A 17,056-nucleotide genomic window follows, 5' to 3' on the forward strand; every position below is an offset into this window, starting at 1 on the left:
ATCCCGCACCCGGTACTGGTGCTCATCCACCTGGCCGCGATGATGGCGCACGGCTTCCTCGGCCTCGCGCTCATGCAGACCACCACCGTCCTCGCCCCCGACTGGCACCTCGGCGTGCATCCCGGATGGGCGTCGTCGCCGCTCGACGACCAGAAGCTGGGCGCCGGCATCACCTGGGCGTTCGGTGAGATCCCGCCGCCGTCGTGATGGGCCTGCTGGTCCGGCAGTGGATCCGCGATCAATCGCAGAATGTGTGCCAGGAGCCCAGCGTTCTGCTGGGTTCAGGATGATCGCGGGCGTAGACGTCCCCGGGCCATCAGTTCGATGGTGAGGACGATGGCGGTTGCTTCGACGGCGAGGAGGCCGACGAGGACGAACAGTTGGATGATCCCCGCAGTCAGGGGACTCGCGCCGCCGAGGAGGACTCCGACGAAGGCACCGGGGAGGGTGACGAGGCCGACGGTGCGGGTCTGGTCGAGGGCGGGGATGAGTGCCTGGCTGGCGGCGGGGCGGCAGACGAGCAGCGCGGCGTCGCGGGGGAGCAGTCCCAGCGCGAGAGCCGCTTCGACCTCGCCGCGCCGGGCGCGAAGATCGTCGTTGAAACGACGCCCGGCGAGGCTTGTGGCGGTCATGGCGCCGCCGGTCAGGATACCGGCGATCGGGATGATCGCGATGCCACGCAGGGGCACCAGCCCGGCGACAAGGAGCGCGGCGACGACGGTCAGGCTGGCGGTGGCGATCGGGACACCCGCCCACCAGCCGTTCGGCCCACCAGTTATCCGCCGGCCGGAAGTGACCGTAGCGACCGCGCACATGAGCATGACGAACGCCGCGGTCGCCCACAGCGACGAGATGATCGCGGTGATCACCAGCGACACGGCGGCCAGTTGCAGCGCGGCCCGGGCGGCGGCGACGGCGATCTGCCGGCCGTGCCCGAGCCGTCCAACGATCGCGACGGCGGCTGCGACAGCAGTCAGCAGCGCCAGCGCGACGGCGAGTTGCGGCCCGAGCACCAGCATCGTCGAGGTCATCCTGCCAGTGTTGCCCCGGCGCCGACGGGCCGATCAGTTGGTACCGGATGCGTCTCTGAACGCCGTTGCCCCTGCGGCGGTTGCCGAGCGGGAGCGTAGGAGTTGGATACCGATGGGTAGGGCGGGTGGCACCACTATGGGGACCAACTCTCCTGGCAGATGCTCCGTCCGCTGCGCCGAGTCCGGGCGCCGGAACAACGGCCGCAACTGCTGCACCCGATCAGCGAACACCGTCTTGCCGCGGGCTCACCCGAACCGCTCCATGATCACCGTCGTCGGCATGTCCGGGAACTCCGCCAACAACGCCCTGATCTGCGGTTCGACCGTATCCACGATCGAACCCCTGCCCGCCCGCTGATAGCGAGGCGGCTCATGACTGGCCAAGGCCTTACGCACCGTGTTCCGTGAGACCCCCAGCCGACGACAGATGGCCTTGATCGCCATCCGCTCCGCCCGATGCAACCGACGGATCTCCGCCCAGTCCTCCACGCTCAGCACCTCCCGATGCTTCCGGAAGGGGTCAAAATTCAGCCGGAACCACGGGGTCAGCTTTCACGCGGAGCCGACACGGTGACGGCCGGCCCCCCATCGTCGGCGCTCGCATCGCACCCTCACCGTGGTCGACCACGACGCACTCATCTAGCCGATGAGCGTGCACCTGATCGCCGGCGCATGGACCAGATACGATCCCAACGGTGGCGTAGGGTCCGGCCGGAGGTGCCGATGAGTTTCCGGCTGGCGGCTTATGCCGTGTGCATCGAGGATGGGCGGGTACTGCTCGCCCGCTATGTATCGCCGACCGGCGACACCAACTGGACCCTTCCGGGGGCAAGGTGGAGCACGCGGAGGATCCGTTCGATGCGGTGATCCGCGAGGTCGCCGAAGAGACCGGCTGCGACGCGCTGGTTGAACGCTTGCTGGGCGTGGACTCGAGGGTGATTCCCGCCACCGAGGCGCGGCTGGGAATCGAGCACCAGAACATTGGCATCTTCTACCGAGTCCGCATTGCTGGTGGCACACTGCGCCCCGAGCCGAACGGCGAAACCGCCGAGTCGGTCTGGACCTCAATACCGGATGTGGCCCGCCTGCGCCGATCGTCGCTGGTCGACGTCGGGCTGGCACTCGCGCAGACCCTTCCCTCGACCGGCCACGTCGTCCCCGTCCCGGTCGGTGGCCTGCTTCAGCACTGAGTCCGCCGCCGGTGCAGCTGCACCGTCTCGCTGGACGTGAAGCAGGACGCGGTACTGACGCCCAATTGCACATCCAGATGCTGCGGACCCGCCGACTGGCGAACTTCGGCGCTCGCATCTGCCGCTGCAAGCGTGTCTCTATCGTTGCGTTCAGCAGGTCGAGTGGAACAGCCCTGCGACTGCGGTGCCACTGGTGGCGAGGTCGTTGTAGATCTGGACTGCCTCGGTGGTCTCCGCCACGTGGACGGTCACCCCGCGCTCCTCCAACAGTCTGAGGGTACGCGGGTCGACCTGCAGCTGCAGCTGCATGCCACGCGACAGTACGACGGTCGTGGCGCCGTGGGCCAGAAGCTCTAGGACATCATCGGGCTGAACACCGGGGCTGTGGCGGGTACCGGTTTCGGGCCAGTCCCACGGACGGCCACCGCTGGGGTAGAGCTTGAAGTCCTTGCCAACTCCAAGGTCCTCGACGTCCATGTGGCCCCATGAGATCGCCAGTACGAGCGGCGAACGAGTTGTTTCGCTGGACACGGCGGCCCCTCGTTGGACGGAGCCGCGTCGGCCGCGGCTGAACGTTCTGTGCAGGCTGCCAGGCCCTACGCTCACGCCGCAATCCGCGCGCCCGGTGCGCATCCGTTCGTACCGATGAGCGCGTGGCAGGTGGTGATGTTGAAAGACCACGAGGAGGTCGACGTCAACGACGTGGCGCACAGCACCTCGTCGCACGCTGTCCGGCAGGGGTCGCGTACCACCTCCACGGTAGAGACCGGTTGAGATCTGATGATCAGCATTCCGCCCGTGCGGTGCCAGGTGCGGCGGCGAATCGGATTGCTTGGGTCGCGTCGTGCCTGCCAGGATGCCGCCATGTCCATCGCCGAGACCTCTGCTGAGGATGCCCTGGTCGCGCTGCATACCTCACTCGATGAGCGGCGCCGGCCGGAGGAGGTCGCGCATCTCGTGCTGCGGGTGGTGGGCGGCCAGTTGGGGCTGCGAGACCGGATGACGTTGGGGCGGGCGGCTCGTGCGGCGGCACGCTGGAGCGGGTGGAGTTCGATGTCGGTGGACTTCGCGCGGCCGGTCGGTGGGGCCCGTCAGATCGACGCCGCGGCGCGGCTGTTCGATCTGCCGCCCGGTGGCGTCGACCCGGATGATCCCGTTTCGCTGCTTGATTTCTCGTCCCGCCTGAGCGAATCCCTGGGTGCCGTCGATCCGGCCCGGCTGGACTTCCTGCGTGATCGGTTGAACCGGGAGGGCCGGGCCGCGGCCGGGATCGAGTTGTCGAAGCGGCAGTACAACCGGCGATTCCGGGTGACGCAGAGACTGTTGACGAAAGCCGACAGGTTGGCGGTCGAGCAGACCAAGCGGCGGTTGACCATGGTCGCGCGGGCAGGATTCGCCGCGAGCATCGAGCGAGATGCCTTTCTGGCTGATCCGTGGGCGGGGTGCTTCGTGGCGTATCTGACTGCCAAGCGGAAGTTACGGCGAGAGTTCACGCTGTCAGGGCGGGACAACCCGTACGACGACATCGCCGACCTGTTGTTCAGGCACTGCACCGCCAACCCGGCGACGGACTGGTGGATGATCGCCCAGGCCCATCCGACGCCGCCCGTGCTCGCCCGGCTGACCGAAGCACAGCGCGGTGAGCTGCTGGGCCGGTGGTGGACAACGATGCGCCAGGTCGCGGCTTTGCTCAAGCGGGTATGGACGGCCAGCGAGTTCGACCAGGCCACCATGATCGTGAGGCGGGGTAACGACTCGTCGACGTGGAACCTCTTGTGCGGCGCGTACAACGCCGCGCGGGCGGCCTGGATCGCGGCGCTCGACGCCGCCGGCAGCCTCGGCCTGCTGGAGGCGTCCTGCCCGGGCAAGGCGATGATGCTGATCGCGGCGGACCTGGCGGCGTGGCACCGGTCGACCGGCGGCGGCCTGCACCCCGATGTGGGCGTATGGGCTCGGCTACCGCTGCCGTGGGACGTTCTCGACGGCACCGCCGCCTGCACCCGTGCGGATGTCGAGGCAGCATGCGCCGATGGTGGCGTCGACCCGGTCACGTCGGGTTGGACAGGTCCCAGGACACCCGCAGCAACCGGGCGTTTTCGCCCCACGCCCGAGTTGGTGCACGGGGTATCGATCGTGGACCCGCTGTGGGCGTCGATGCTCCGTGCCGGTGGGGCGTTCTCCGGGAAGATGATCAAAAGCAGCTTGGAGCAGACGCTGATCCCGGGTGACGTCGTGGTCAGCGAGCTGCCGGAACGGGATGGACACGTCAAGCCGTGATAGGGCAGCATGATCACGCTCGTCGTAGCTCAGGGGTAGAGCGCCCGGCTCTGGTCCGGGTGGACGCTGGTTCGAGCCCAGCCGGCGAGGCCCGTGGAGATCCGTTGTAGCTCAGAGGTAGAGCACCCGGCTAGGGGCCGGGAGGACGCCGGTTCGAGCCCGGTCAACGGATCCCCCGGATCTGCCATCCGAGTTGATGGACAATCAACTGCGAGGCTGAGGCGGGCAGGCCCCTCGATGAGCAGCCGGTGGATCTCCGCCGTACCCGTGCGTGATCCAGACACCACAGCCGCCTGCCATCCGCTTCTGCCGCTGACGGCTCGATCGAGTCATGCAGTTGCAGGCTCACCCCAGTCGGTGTCGGCGGTACCACAGGGAGGGATCGCCCTCCTGAATTCCGTTCTCGTCCATCGCGTTGTAGACCGTCAGCCAGCCGCTCGCGAATCGCAGGCCCAACGCCACGGCACCGTCCGCCAGGTCACCCCCGGCCCACTCCAGAAGCTCCACCGCCTCAAGCCTCTGCCCGTGCCGGGCAACCAACAGCGCGGGAGCATCGCTGCGCCAACGGAGCAGGAAGCCGTCCGAGGCCGGCCACACCGGCATCCGTGTCACGTCGATCGACCCGTACGTGATCGACAGATCATCAAACTTCTGATGATTGACCTCAAGACGCTCGTCGTCGAAGTCCAACACCACCGGACAGTCGGCGAACCAGGTGTCCTCATCGTCATCCCACACCACCCAGCTGGACGTCAGCCGACGGCCCACGAGACCCCGCAGCCGTCGAGCGTGACGACCGGCGACCTCAGCAGCTCCGTTCAGCCAGGCCGGCTGGTAGCCGGCAATACCGAAGTCGAAGGTCATCACCGGACGGTAATCCTGAGCCGGCCTGACTCGCACTCGGGTATCCGGATCTGCCGCGGTCCGCGCGTTCCGGATCCTGGCAGCCGAAGCCCTGCAGCGTGCCTGGATACGCCGAGACCAAGGCGGCGCGCACGATCGCCCGATGATCGGTCGTCACCGCCAGGCCGGTGGAAGCGTGGAGCATGGCGGCGACTTCCAGCTCGAAGCGTGAAATGCCGGCGGCAACGCATTTGGCGCACCCCGTCCCGGATCCGAACGTGCGGGTGTTGACGGTCGTAATCCAGCGATGGCCTTGGGTGCATTCCCACCGGCATCGATTGTTGCTGCCAGGTCGGAGGGTGTCCGGTTCACGATCCGGCTCTGACAGGTTCTCACGGAACTCCAGCGCGATCCTAGTAGTGCTTTGTTAGGTCGTTGTGGCGTGTCGCTTGTACGGGTTTCGTGGTGGTGTTTGGCTGCGGTGCGTGGATGAGCGGGATCTTGTTCGGGTGCGGGCGCGGTTGGAGGACTTCGCGGCCGGGATCTTCGCGGGGTTGCCGCGGTCGGATCAGCGGGCGACTGGTCTGCGGTATCTTCGGGGGCTGATGCTGGAGGGCCGGCGTAAGTCGATGCAGCCGATGGCCGATCGGCTCGGGGTCGATCACCAGCAGTTGCAGCAGTTCCTGACCTCGTCGACGTGGGATGTCTCCGGTGTGCGGCGGCGGTTGGCCACGGCTGCGGTCGATGCGGTGATGCCTCAGGTGTGGGTGGTCGACGACACCGGGTTTCCCAAGGACGGCAGGGCTTCTGCGTGTGTGGCCCGGCAGTACTCCGGCACCCTCGGTAAGGTCGCCAACTGCCAGATCGCCGTCAGCGTCCACGCGGCGACCGACACGGCGTCGGCGGTGCTGAACTGGCGGCTGTTCGTGCCGGAGTCCTGGGACGAGGGCTGCGTCCCGGGTCCGGATGGCAAACCCGCCAACGCCCACGCCCGCAGGCTGCGTCAACAGCCGGTCACCCTCGATGCGGCCGGGGCGAAGAATCCACACCAACGGGCGCGGGTGCCGCCCGCCGAGCAGATCGAGCAGATCCGTCGGCGGCGGGCGGCGTCGAAGGTTCCCGGCACCGAGCGGTACCGGCCGAAGTGGATGATGGCCCTGGAAATGCTCGACGAACTCGCCGGGTGGGGGCTGCGTCCGCCGCTGTTGACCGCTGATGCCGGCTACGGGCAGGTCGCCGAGTTCCGTCAGGGCCTGACCGAACGCGGCATCGGCTACATCGTGGCGACCACGTCGTCGACCACCGCGCAACCCGGTCACGCCCAACCGGTGCAGGTTCCCTACGCCGGAGTCGGCAAGCACCCCGCACCCCGCTACCCCCACCCGGCCCGCAGCCTGAAGGACCTGGCCCTCGCCCACGGCGCCGACGCCACGACCGTGGTGCGCTGGCGCGCCCGGCTACCCGCAGCCGACCGCATCCCGGACCGGCCCGTCGGGGAGCTGTCCGGACACTTCTTCGCCATACGGGTGCGTCCCGCCGGCCGGGTCATCCGACGCGGACCCCAGTACGGCGACGACGGCGTCCTGCCCGAATGCTGGCTGCTCGTGCAATGGCCCCCCGGCCAGGAAGAGCCCAGCGACTACTGGCTGTCCGACCTGCCCGCCGACACACCACTTGCCGAGCTGGTCCGCCTGGCCAAGAGCCGATGGCGCGTCGAGCATGACTACCGCGAACTCAAAACCGGCCTCGGCCTCGACCACTTCGAAGGACGCTCCTGGATCGGCTGGCACCGCCACGTCACCCTCGCCGCAGCCGCCCAACTGTTCCTCACCCAACTGAGGCTGACACGCCCAAAAGCAGCGGGGCAGACCTGAGCCTCTACGCCGTCCTCCGCGAACTGCAGTACCTACTCGCGACCTGGCTCGGGTTCTGCCCCCGCTGCCACCAACTCGTCCCAACCTAACAAAGCACTACTAGTACTCCAGCCGCACCTGATGGAGTCGAAGTCTTCGCTGGTAGTGGGCCCGTTTGGCGCGGTATTGGTGCCGTCGTCGCCATCGTGACCATCGATGGATGTGGTCGAAGGGTCGGGTGGTGGTGATCAGGTGTGCCAGGAGACGGCGGACCTCGCCGAGGCTGAGGGGCACGAGCTGTTCATGATCAGGTTCCGGGTCCCCCTTTTCGTTTGGGCGGCGGTGACTGCGAGGTAGGTGTGGGCGCACAGAACGAGAGTTATGTGGCGGTACCAGGCGTCGTAGCGGCGGACCTGGTAGTGGTCCAGGCCGACCTCGGTCTTGGCCGTCTGGAAGCACTCCTCGATCGCCCACCGGGTCCCGGCGGGCCACCACCTGGGCCAGGATACGAGGCTAGCGGCGGCGACCGGAGCGTGGATCGTCTTCGAGGACGAGGCCGGACAGACCCTGCGCCCGCCCAGGGCCCGGACCTGGGCCCGCAAGGACCACACTCCCGTCGCGGTGTCGACGCTCATGCAATTCCCCTGGCCTGGGCTCATGTAGTGGGACCGGTCATCGAGGGTTGATGGTGGTCGTCAGGTCCTGCAGCTTGTGGCAGTCTGGCCCGATGGGCGGGGCGGTGTTTATCGGTGGTGGCTGCAGCGCGGCTGATGAGGAGCGGTTGTGGAACGAGCTCTTCGCGGTGGGCGGACGTGTCGTCTGCTGGCCGTACGCTCTGCGTAAACGCGACGCCCAGGCGTCGGTCCACGATTGGCTGACCGGAGAGTTGGCGAAGCGCGGAGATTTCGACGTCGACACCTGGATCGACGTGCCGGACCGCGCGATCGCTGGCCTGTCCTCGGCGCAGATCCTGTTTATTCCGGGTGGCAACACGTTCGCGCTGCTGGATTGTCTGCGCGCTCGGGGCTGGCTCGGCCGGGTGGGTGAGTTCGTGGAAGGCGGCGGCCTGCTGTATGGGGGAAGCGCCGGTGCCATCTTGTGCGGGGCGGACATCGCCGTCGCGGGTCTGTTTGACGAAGACGTTGTCGGAATCTCTGATACCCGTGCGCTGGACCTGCTGGCGGGAGCGGTGGTCTATCCGCACTTCACGGCAGCGGACGCGCCGGTGGTTGAACAGTGGGCTGGCATCCACGACGAGCCGGTCTTGGCGGTCCCCGAGAGGGGCGGGCTGATCTTCCGGGACGGTGTGTTCCGCGAGACCGGGCCGGAACGGGTCCGGGTCTTCCCGTCCGGTGCGATCGAGCTCACCGCGGCCGTCTGTTGATCAGAGAGGCCCCGAGAGCGGCACGGCTTCGCTCGCTTGGCGTCCCGGCCGAGTCGACTGAGCAGCTCCGAAGCCAGGTTCGATGTTGTCGGTGAGCAAGGCTTGCGGCGCGAACTTCCCGTGAGTCCTCACGAGGTGATCGAGTCGGCGAGGACCTGGTCAATCGTGTACTGGGCCTCGGTAGCCAGAGTGGGCTCGATGCCCCGGTAGTAGTGCAGCCCACCGAGTGAGATCGACAGTGCGCGTGCGCGTGCGCGGGTCCAGGTGGCGTCGTCGCAGTCGACCATCTCTCGGAAGATGGGCCGGACGTTAGCGGGTAGGACGGTCCAGCCGACGATCAGATCGCATGCGGGGTCGCCCATGCCGACGGTCGCGAAGTCGATGACGGCGCTGAGTCGCCCATCCGCGGTCAGGATGTTGCCGGGCAACAGGTCCGCGTGGACCCAGGTGGATGGACCGTCCCAGGCGGGGATGTCCAGAGCCTCGTCCCAGATGGCGGTAGCCGCGTCGGTGTCGATCGTGCCGTCAAGTTTCGCTATGACTGCCCGTGTCTGCTCGTCAAGCCGCGCCAGCGGGCCGCCGCGGTAGGCCCTGCGACTTTCGGGGATGTCGATGGCGCGGAAGGCGATGATGAACGCGGCCAGATCGGCGGCGAGCTTGTCCGGTGCAGTGAGGCTCCCGGGAACGGGGTTTGTGCCAGGAAGCCAGCGAAGGATCGACCAGGTCCAGGGGTACTCGTCGGTGGGCTGCCCCAGAGCGACCGGTGCGGGGATGGCGACGGGCAGGTAGCCGGCCAGCTGCCGCAGCCATCGCTGCTCCTTGGCCTCGCCACCCGCAGCCCACGGCACGCGGCACAGCCGCACCACCAGATCCGGCCCCAAGCGGAACAGCGCGTTCACCGTCCCGGTGGAGGGCAGTCGTCGCAGGGGAAGGGCAGCCCACCGGGGGAACTGTCCGGCGATCAGCCGCTCGACCATGGCGAGCGGGATGTCGATCTCATCGGCGTGCATCTTTGGAGCTGGCAGGACACCCTCCCGATGAAGCGCGGTCGTAGCGCTGACCATCTTCGACGAGCGACTCTGACGCAACCGAATTCCAGCTCGAAGACAAGTCCACTGATCCGCCGGCTTCACTGGCAGAGTCACATCGGTGATGTGGTTGGTGATCGCGGCCTCCCGAGACGATGCTTCAGACCGTCTTACCCGTCGACTGTTAACTAAGACCTCAGAGCCGCCGCGATCGTGATAGCTGGCATTCCCGGATACGGACGTCGGACGGAAGGGCCTCGTCCAACACAGCGATCGCCTCTATCGGACGCTGCGCCAACCGAAGGCATGCTCCCTGGGCTTGACCCGTTTCGACGGACAGGGTCGATGTGTTGATCGTAGTCAGGCTGCCTGGACCGTTGGTAGCAGGTGCGAACCGGTGGCTTCGAAGGCGGCGGGGCTGAGGTAGCCGAGGGTCGAGTGCCGGCATCGGGTGTTGTACCAGCCTTAATGGCTACAGAGGACGCCCGTACCAGCCGTTGGCCATCGAGCCTGGGAATCGAGATCGGCGCCTTGTTGAGGATCGCGGCCGCTGTTGACCTCTGTAAGAACGTTGAGGGCTGGACCCTGGTTTCGGCGTGGGGCGCAGCGGCCGCGGTCGTTGGCGAGGATGATCGGCCCGTGGATCGCCAGCGGGCTGAGCCTTGATTGGTCGCAGGCCTGGAGCCTTGCGCGAGTGCGGGCGCCACGGGTGGCGAGGCGAACGGCTCGTGAGATGTCGTGCGGCAAGCACTGTCCATTAGGGCGTCGCGCCTCGCTGTGGATGCAGACGGAGAGGAGTCGCGGTGACAGCGGTGGCGTGTGGGATCGACTGGGCGCAGGATCACCACGACGTGGCGTTGGTCGACACCAACGGCGTCGTCGTGGCCTCGGCCAGGATCAGCAGCGACGCGGCAGGGCTGAGTCAGGTCCTGGCCATGCTCGCCGAGCATGACCCTGAAGGTGGCAAGCTGCCGGTAGCGATCGAGACGAGTCAGGGACTGCTGGTCGCGGGGCTGCGGTCCGCCGACCGGCAGGTGTTCGCGATCAACCCGTTGGCGGTGTCACGTTACCGAGACCGCTACCGGTCTTCGCGGGGTAAGTCCGACGCGTTCGACGCGATGGTGCTGGCCAACATCCTGCGCACCGACGTCGAGGCGCACCGGCCGTTGCCGCAGGACAGCGAGTTGCTGAAATCGCTGCGGGTGCTGACCCGGGCGCAGCAGGACGCAGCGTGGGGCCAGGTCACGATCACCAACCGGATCCGGACGGTGCTACGGATGTTCTTCCCTGCCGCGCTTGAGGCGTTCGAGCGCGGTGGGCGGCATCGGCTGGACTCGCCTACCGCCCGGATCGTCCTGGCCGCTGCGCCGACACCTGCCGCCGCAGCGGCGCTGACCGTAGACGATCTGGCGTCGATGCTGCGCACGGCTGGCCGGCAGCGCGGCATCACCGCTGAGGCGGACAAGCTGCACCACCTGCTCGGCAGCGAGCAGATGCGCCAGCCCGCAGCCGTAGAGGACGCGATGGGCCTGCAACTGCAGGGCTTGGTCCGACAGCTCGACGCGGTCTGTCAGACGCTGGCACAGCTGGAACACCGCATCGACGACGTGTTCACCGTGCACTCGGATGCGAAGATCATGACGAGTGTGCCCGGCCTCGGAGTGCAACTGGGCGCCCGCCTGCTGGCCGAGATCGGCGACGACCGGCGCCGATTCGCCGACGCCCGCGCACTGCGGGCCTTCGCGGGCGCGGCGCCGGTGACCCGGGCGTCAGGCAAGAGCAGTTTCGTGCACGCCCGGCGCGCGAAGAACGACCGGATCGCCGCTACCGGCTACGTGTGGGCGCTGGCCGCAGTACGGCACGACCCGCACTGGAACGCCCGCTACCGCGCCCGCCGGCAGGCCGGCGACCGCCACGTCGCCGCACTACGCCGACTGTTCCACCTCATGCTCGGCAAGCTGCACCACTGCCTGCAACACGGCACCATCTACGACCCGACCAGAGCCTTCACCAACTTCGCAGGTAACCCCGCTTGACAGACAGTGTTGGTGAGATGTCTCGATGTGCTCGAACATGGCCTGGCGGGCAGCGTGATGGGTGGGCCATGGCTGGCGGTGCAGGAGTTCTGTCTTGATGGTGGAGAAGAACGATTCGGCGACCGCGTTGTCCCAGCACTGCCCGCGCCGTCCGACGGACAGGCGGATGCCGTGACGTTGCGCGAGGCGGGCATGCTGGGCGCTGGTGTATTGACAGCCGCGATCCGAGTGGAAGACCAGCCCGGACTTGGGTCGGCGTCGCACGAGGGCGTCGGTGAGGGCGGCGTCGATCAGGTCGGTTTTGAGGTGGTCGGCGATGGCCCAGCCGACGATGCGGCGTGAGGCCAGGTCGATGACGGTGGCCAGGTAGAGCCAGCCCTGCCAGGTGTTGATGTAGGTGATGTCCCCGCACCAGCGGGAATCGAGGGCAGTCGGGTCGGTGGTGAAGTCACGCTCGACCAGGTCGGGGCGTCTGCTGGCGTTCGGGTCCGGGGTCGTCGTGGTCCGCCACCGGTGGGGGCTCTTACCGGCCAGTTGCGCGGCGCGCATCAGCCGGGCGACGCGTTTACGGCCGTGCCGCATGCCGGCGTCGGCGAGGTCGGCATGGATCCGTGGCGCCCCGTAGGTGCCCTTCGACACCGCGTGGACCTGGATGATCTTCTCGGTGAGTTGGGCATCCACGCGCCGGCGGACGGACTGGACACCGGATGTGCGCTGGTAGTAGGCGGACCTGGAGACCTCGAGCAGCTCACACGCACGCTTGACGTTGTGTTCGCCGGCTTGCTCCGCCTCGATGAACGGGTGCACGTTCACCGGGTCTCCTTCGCGAAGAAAGCTGTCGCCCGCTTGAGAATGTCCACGTCCTCGCGCAGCCTGCGGTTCTCCCGCCTCAGCTGCGCGAGCTCGTCTCGTTCGCTGCTGGTCAGCCCGTCGGTACGGGCGCCGGTGTCGAGGTCGGCCTGCCTGACCCAGTCACGCACCGCTGTCTCGGTCAGGTCGAAATCCTGACTGACCTGCCGAAGCGTGCGGTCACCGCGCCGGCACAACTCGACGATCTCGGCCTTGAACTCCGGCGTGAACGAACGCCGAGGCCGCGGCCGCTTCTTCCCCATGCTCTCCATGATGATGGACATCCTCCCGGAGACCCCAGGTCCCCTGATCTCGGATGTCCGTCAAAACGGGGCAGGCCCACCCCGGTACACCTCAATGTAGCCACTCGTGCAGTAGGAGCCATGCTCCCCCTCAGGCTTACCTGGACGACGGTCCGCTGCCCAATGATGCGCGTCGTCGAGCACACGCATGGCCGCACGATGCTCGCCCGTGCCTGCAAGAGCATGCGCGTGCTGGACCCGCAGCGCCGCTCGCATCGGCCGAGGCAGTTTCTGGTCGTAGTGCAGCGCCACCTCAGCCTGCTCAACCGCTTGGGTGAATTGCCCAGCCGCCAGTCTCTGCTGACTGCTGCGGTAGATGGCCCAAGCAGTCATCGCCGGGTCAGCGATCTGCTGTGCCCAGGAGAGTGCTTGCTGAGCCCAACGCTGGCCAGCGTAATGATCGTTGAGAGACTGGTTGAGCCAAGCAGCAGACTCGGCGTACTGCGCGGCGAGCCGAACCGCAGCGGGCCGCAGCGTCTGAGGCACCTCACGCAGGAGCGCCTCGACCGTCGCCAGTTGCCTACTGACCCCCATCAAGGCGTACTCCGGCCCGAACGTCTTGTCATTCTGAACCAGAAGATGCCACTCTTCGCGCAGCAAGTGGATCGTCTCGTCCCAACTACCTGGCCGAGCTTCGAACGATCCGTCGACGAGAGGCCCCCATCGCTCCTTCGCGGGCTGTAGAGGTCAAGATCCGCATTGGTGGCGGCACCCAGCGTTTGGCGCAGTGCAGCCCGTCGGGCTTCGCTGGGCCAACGATGCTCGCCACGCTCCAACTTGCCGATCCAGCGAAAGTCGACATAGTGGGCGGCGACGTCACGGCCGGAATAGATCGCGTCAAGCGTTGCGTTGACTGCGTCAGCCAATTCACTACGGGACATACATTGTCCAGCGCGCATGGGTGGCGGCAACCGCCTTCGAGCAGCGCTGAGCACGGTGTTCGGCCTGATCACCGTGTCCGGATGACGAGGCACCCTCTCTCCCCTCGGTCTAGCTTACCGGGACTGCCGACTATGCCACCAGCTGCATGGATCATGCGTCTGCCATGCAGAACACGTGTGGAGGCAATACGACTGCCCGAGGAGAAGTAGGCGTGCCCTGGCGATGATCTTGCGCTGAGCTGAGCGGGTTGGTGAAATCGATCGTCCGGTCCATGCCCGCTGGACTGGATTACTGGTCGCGGTGTTCCGACGGACGGACAAAGTGATCTTGGAGTCGGGTGTGGCGGAACTGGTAGAATGCGCCGGCCTGGCGCAATATCCCGCGCTGTTGGTGAGCGTCTTCGAGAAAGGACATCACCCGCCATGGCAGCCGCCGGGTCAGCGGTAGCCAGATGCGCGAGAGGACCACCCACTGCCCCCAGGCGGTCAGGCTAAGCACGACTCCGAGCCCGCCCCCGAGCGCGGCGAGAAGTCCGAGCCTGAGCCCTCCCACGAGGGAGGTGCCACTCCACGCGACCGCACCGTCTCGCACAATTTCGTTCAGCAACTCATAGATGAACCTGAAGCCAACCACGGCCACGAGCCCGAACAGGGGTCCGATCATGAGCCACTGCAGAAGCACGGTCTTACGGTTGAGGTTCAGCAAGGCACGCGGATCGGGGATGGCCCCGATGTCGACAGGAGTTTCGAGCCATGCCATGAGTCCTCCGGCGAGCCCACCGCCGAGTGCGAGCGAAAGCCCGCCCACGACCGCGCCGACCAGCCCGGCCACGAACCAGGAAGACACTTCGTAGTACAGCGTGTTGTACACCCCAACCAGCAATCCGCCTCCGCCGCCGGTCGCGAGTCCGGCCAGGAGCCCGATCCTGGCCCGCGCGAGGATCTCAGGGAAGCGCCTGACCTCCGACTGTCCTGCCCTGCCCCTGATGCGGATCCGTACGCGTACCGGCTCCAGCGCCGAGTCCCTGGTCGCCCTTCCGTGGATGAGCGCGAAGACCAGCCCGGCCGGAATCCCGTTAATGAACCCGTTCATGAGTCCGATGAACAGTCCGTTCATGAACCTGGACATGAGCCCCTGTGAGAGCCCTGGGTACAAGTACAGGTAGCCGAACACGTAGAGGAGGCAGTCCGTGAACCAGACCATGAGCCCGACGCCCGAGCCGGCGGCAACTCCGACCACTATCATGCGCGGCAGTGGGCGCATAGCGACGCCCAGTTCCCACCACGCGAGGTCAGGCTTGCGACGCTGTTTGAGGTGCTGGGCGAGGTAGCCAAACCAGCGGGAAACCTGTTCGGGACCTCCGTACCCGTCCGGGCTGGACCGTCCGCGCGACGCCTTTCGACCGGGCGGGGGCAGTGGCTGCGGACCACCTGCATAGGCCGACGGGACCAGCGCCCGTAGTAGATAACGCTCGATTGCCTCGGCCGTTGGGAAGTCGCCCGAATTGGTGAGCTCGCAGGGAGGCCGGTCCGGTTCCGCGCGTTCGTAGACGACGCGGCACAACCACAGCAGCAGTGGAACCGACAAGACCGTGGCCACAGGGCTGGACGGATCCCGGGTCAGGGCGTCCGTAAGCGGTCGCCAGCGATCCTGGTGGAGCGGCGTGGCGCATTCGATCAGGTATTCCGATACCGCCTCGACGGCGAGAGGTTCGGCCTGGACGACGGCGGCAGAGCGCAACACGGAAGCGGAATGGATCGCCTCGGCGTAGTCATCGGTCCGGCATGTCAGCACTAGGGGGCCACCGGCCGCAAGGGCGGAATTGAGCGCCCGCAACGCCGCCGGCCGCTCGGCGGCGGGCAGTTCATCTAGGCCGTCCAGGACCGGCAGAACGCGCCAATCCTGGACGAGGTCGCGGACCATCTCGACGCTTAGGTGGGGATACTCGAGCAGCAGTTGCCGCTCCAACCAGGTAGCCAGGTGCTCGACCCGGGGCCGCCACGAGGCGAGCGACAGCAGAACCGGGACCCGGTCCCCTTCCCGCATCCGCTGCAGCAGCTCGATCACCAGCAACACAGCCAGGCTCGTCTTGCCGCTGCCCGCCCCACCCAACACGACCAGCCGCCGCCGTTGCAGACGCAAGAACGCGTCAGCGAAGGAACCCAGATCGTCAGCGCTTCCCTCGACGGGATCCCCCGTCAGATGAAGGTGGTCACCGAACTCCCCGCTGGGCGTCGCGCGCCACCGAACGGGGATCGGCACCGGGTCCTGCAGGCCCCGCAGAGCAGCCTCCTGCCTCCACTGCGCCAGCACCACTTTCCCCAACTTCTGCGCAGCCATCTCCACCGGATCCCCAGGAAGCGAAGTGAGGTAGTTGTGCTGGATGTGCCTGTAGCCATCGGCAACAGTGGCCTGAGGGTCGGTGCTTGCGATGCCGGAGGCGGATGACCCTAGACCGTCCCCGGCGTGACGGGGGGGTAGATCGTCACCGGGCCGTGAAACTGGCCGACCGCCCCGTAGTTGTACTCCACGGTGTAGGTCCCAGCCCGATCGGCCTGGGCCAGCACCGCCCGGGCTGCGGCGAGGATTTGCGCGTCGGACGCCGCACCGCAGGCGGTCAAGTCCTCACCAATGCGCGCCTGCCAGACCCCCGGCTCGGTCTCCCGCGCCGCCAACGCCTCCACCGCCTCGGTACGCCCGGCCAGCCGTTTGACGAGCAGACCCTTGAACCCGGCATATGCGTCCTGCACACCACTGGTGACCCCCGCCGTCGCAGCGGCGGCCAACGCCGCCACGATCAACTCCACCCCCGTCACCGGATTGCCCCTTCCACACTGCCCGAATGACCGCCCATCCTGGCGATGCGCCGCTCGTGATCCTCCAGCCGGTGAATCCGGCGCTCCAACTCCTGCGGGTACTCCGGTTCGGCCACCATCTATTAATCCTACGAGTCCGGGGCACATAGCCGTAGACACAGAATCCGCTGCAGTACCTGGACCGGCCGCAGTTAGCTCAACGGTGCCAAATCGTCATCCTCGTTGTCCTCATCGAGCGTGTCGTCGGCGTTGAGGGCCAGCGCCTCGCGCGGCCAGCCCAACTCGTCGGGGTAGGGCACCACGGTGGTCCACCGGCGGATGGCCACACCGTCGTCGAGATCGTCGTCACCATCCAACTCGCCGGACAGCATCACAGCGACCCAGATGTCCTCGCCGAAGATCTCGGCGCCTCGCGTAGCCGCACCACGGGTGGGGTCGGTGGTAAGGCTGTGCTGTAGGTCGACGCCCTTGCACTTGAGCTGGTCACACAGCGCCTCGAAGGTGCGGATCTCGTACACGGTGCGCACCGTTTCCACGAGCTGGACCAGCCTTGATTCTCGTGCGT

At 67.1% G+C, this 17,056-nt stretch carries 19 protein-coding genes, 2 tRNA genes and 2 pseudogenes; 9 read left to right on the forward strand and 14 right to left on the reverse strand.

Annotated features, from left to right (window positions below; genetic code table 11):
• Nucleotides 1-18 precede the first annotated feature (18 nt).
• Nucleotides 19-207 carry a cytochrome c oxidase assembly protein gene (locus tag ACQP1S_RS21330; protein WP_432898340.1) on the forward strand — a complete coding sequence of 63 codons (189 nt, stop codon included), beginning with the start codon at nt 19-21 and terminating at the stop codon, nt 205-207.
• A 74-nt stretch (nt 208-281) separates the two neighbouring features.
• Here the strand turns inward: ACQP1S_RS21330 and ACQP1S_RS21335 are convergent, their stop codons facing one another.
• Nucleotides 282-1,031, reverse strand: coding sequence for an ABC transporter permease (locus ACQP1S_RS21335; RefSeq protein WP_432898342.1), 750 nt, complete (start codon nt 1,029-1,031; stop codon nt 282-284).
• A 254-nt stretch (nt 1,032-1,285) separates the two neighbouring features.
• A pseudogene (locus ACQP1S_RS21340) lies at nt 1,286-1,529 on the reverse strand (helix-turn-helix domain-containing protein); the annotation flags it as partial.
• A 335-nt stretch (nt 1,530-1,864) separates the two neighbouring features.
• Here ACQP1S_RS21340 and ACQP1S_RS21345 point away from each other — a divergent pair.
• Nucleotides 1,865-2,221, forward strand: coding sequence for an NUDIX hydrolase (locus ACQP1S_RS21345; RefSeq protein WP_432898345.1), 357 nt, complete (start codon nt 1,865-1,867; stop codon nt 2,219-2,221).
• Nucleotides 2,222-2,371: 150 nt separating this feature from the next.
• Here the strand turns inward: ACQP1S_RS21345 and ACQP1S_RS21350 are convergent, their stop codons facing one another.
• Nucleotides 2,372-2,854, reverse strand: coding sequence for an Mth938-like domain-containing protein (locus ACQP1S_RS21350; protein ID WP_432908177.1), 483 nt, complete (start codon nt 2,852-2,854; stop codon nt 2,372-2,374).
• A gap of 12 nt (nt 2,855-2,866) precedes the next feature.
• Between ACQP1S_RS21350 and ACQP1S_RS21355 the strand changes: the two genes are divergently transcribed.
• From ACQP1S_RS21355 to ACQP1S_RS21370, 4 genes are all read left to right on the forward strand, one after another.
• On the forward strand, nt 2,867-2,995 hold the full coding sequence (locus ACQP1S_RS21355) for a hypothetical protein (protein WP_281190477.1): 129 nt from the start codon (nt 2,867-2,869) through the stop codon (nt 2,993-2,995).
• Nucleotides 2,996-3,085: 90 nt separating this feature from the next.
• Entirely contained in the window at nt 3,086-4,498 is a 1,413-nt protein-coding gene (locus tag ACQP1S_RS21360) for a hypothetical protein (protein ID WP_432898348.1), read from the forward strand.
• A gap of 18 nt (nt 4,499-4,516) precedes the next feature.
• A tRNA-Gln gene (locus ACQP1S_RS21365) sits at nt 4,517-4,588 on the forward strand.
• Nucleotides 4,589-4,598: 10 nt separating this feature from the next.
• Nucleotides 4,599-4,670: transfer RNA gene (locus ACQP1S_RS21370), tRNA-Pro, on the forward strand.
• A gap of 173 nt (nt 4,671-4,843) precedes the next feature.
• Here ACQP1S_RS21370 and ACQP1S_RS21375 read toward each other — a convergent pair.
• Together ACQP1S_RS21375 and ACQP1S_RS21380 are read right to left on the reverse strand one after the other, a co-directional pair.
• Entirely contained in the window at nt 4,844-5,362 is a 519-nt protein-coding gene (locus tag ACQP1S_RS21375) for a hypothetical protein (protein WP_432898351.1), read from the reverse strand.
• Complete coding sequence (locus tag ACQP1S_RS21380; protein ID WP_432908180.1) at nt 5,304-5,753, reverse strand: zinc-ribbon domain-containing protein; 450 nt, start codon at nt 5,751-5,753, stop codon at nt 5,304-5,306. Before ACQP1S_RS21380 ends, ACQP1S_RS21375 begins: the two co-directional genes overlap by 59 nt.
• A gap of 73 nt (nt 5,754-5,826) precedes the next feature.
• On the opposite strand from ACQP1S_RS21380, the gene ACQP1S_RS21385 reads away from it, so the two are divergent.
• Complete coding sequence (locus tag ACQP1S_RS21385) at nt 5,827-7,215, forward strand: IS701 family transposase (RefSeq protein ID WP_432898353.1); 1,389 nt, start codon at nt 5,827-5,829, stop codon at nt 7,213-7,215.
• Between the two features lie 99 nt (nt 7,216-7,314).
• Here the strand turns inward: ACQP1S_RS21385 and ACQP1S_RS21390 are convergent.
• A pseudogene (locus tag ACQP1S_RS21390) lies at nt 7,315-7,679 on the reverse strand (IS701 family transposase); the annotation flags it as partial.
• Nucleotides 7,680-7,921: 242 nt separating this feature from the next.
• Here ACQP1S_RS21390 and ACQP1S_RS21395 point away from each other — a divergent pair.
• Nucleotides 7,922-8,578 carry a Type 1 glutamine amidotransferase-like domain-containing protein gene (locus ACQP1S_RS21395; protein WP_432898356.1) on the forward strand — a complete coding sequence of 219 codons (657 nt, stop codon included), beginning with the start codon at nt 7,922-7,924 and terminating at the stop codon, nt 8,576-8,578.
• Between the two features lie 128 nt (nt 8,579-8,706).
• On the opposite strand, the gene ACQP1S_RS21400 is transcribed toward ACQP1S_RS21395, so the two are convergent.
• Complete coding sequence (locus ACQP1S_RS21400; protein ID WP_432898359.1) at nt 8,707-9,588, reverse strand: aminoglycoside phosphotransferase family protein; 882 nt, start codon at nt 9,586-9,588, stop codon at nt 8,707-8,709.
• Nucleotides 9,589-10,409: 821 nt separating this feature from the next.
• Between ACQP1S_RS21400 and ACQP1S_RS21405 the strand changes: the two genes are divergently transcribed.
• A complete protein-coding gene (locus ACQP1S_RS21405; RefSeq protein ID WP_432898362.1) occupies nt 10,410-11,642 on the forward strand; it encodes an IS110 family transposase in 1,233 nt (410 codons plus the stop codon).
• Here the strand turns inward: ACQP1S_RS21405 and ACQP1S_RS21410 are convergent.
• The 7 genes from ACQP1S_RS21410 to ACQP1S_RS21440 all read right to left on the reverse strand — a co-directional run bounded on the left by ACQP1S_RS21410 (nt 11,532) and on the right by ACQP1S_RS21440 (nt 17,009).
• Nucleotides 11,532-12,455 (reverse strand): IS3 family transposase, encoded by a 924-nt coding sequence (locus tag ACQP1S_RS21410; protein ID WP_432898365.1) that lies wholly within the window; start codon nt 12,453-12,455, stop codon nt 11,532-11,534. The genes ACQP1S_RS21405 and ACQP1S_RS21410 overlap by 111 nt on opposite strands.
• On the reverse strand, nt 12,452-12,775 hold the full coding sequence (locus ACQP1S_RS21415) for a transposase (RefSeq protein WP_432898368.1): 324 nt from the start codon (nt 12,773-12,775) through the stop codon (nt 12,452-12,454). The genes ACQP1S_RS21410 and ACQP1S_RS21415 overlap by 4 nt, the downstream gene beginning before the upstream one ends.
• Nucleotides 12,776-12,814: 39 nt before the next feature.
• The gene (locus ACQP1S_RS21420) at nt 12,815-13,393 is read right to left on the reverse strand and encodes a hypothetical protein (RefSeq protein WP_432898371.1); all 579 of its coding nucleotides are present in this window, start codon (nt 13,391-13,393) and stop codon (nt 12,815-12,817) included.
• Nucleotides 13,394-13,963: 570 nt separating this feature from the next.
• A complete protein-coding gene (locus ACQP1S_RS21425) occupies nt 13,964-16,015 on the reverse strand; it encodes an NACHT domain-containing protein (protein WP_432898374.1) in 2,052 nt (683 codons plus the stop codon).
• Nucleotides 16,016-16,125: 110 nt separating this feature from the next.
• Nucleotides 16,126-16,482, reverse strand: coding sequence for a hypothetical protein (locus ACQP1S_RS21430; RefSeq protein WP_432898377.1), 357 nt, complete (start codon nt 16,480-16,482; stop codon nt 16,126-16,128).
• Between the two features lie 5 nt (nt 16,483-16,487).
• Nucleotides 16,488-16,610, reverse strand: coding sequence for a hypothetical protein (locus tag ACQP1S_RS21435; RefSeq protein ID WP_432898380.1), 123 nt, complete (start codon nt 16,608-16,610; stop codon nt 16,488-16,490).
• A 72-nt stretch (nt 16,611-16,682) separates the two neighbouring features.
• Nucleotides 16,683-17,009 (reverse strand): hypothetical protein, encoded by a 327-nt coding sequence (locus tag ACQP1S_RS21440; protein WP_432898382.1) that lies wholly within the window; start codon nt 17,007-17,009, stop codon nt 16,683-16,685.
• Nucleotides 17,010-17,056 lie beyond the last annotated feature (47 nt).

Origin of the sequence: Micromonospora matsumotoense (assembly GCF_050951065.1) — a bacterium.
GTDB lineage: Bacteria > Actinomycetota > Actinomycetes > Mycobacteriales > Micromonosporaceae > Micromonospora > Micromonospora matsumotoensis.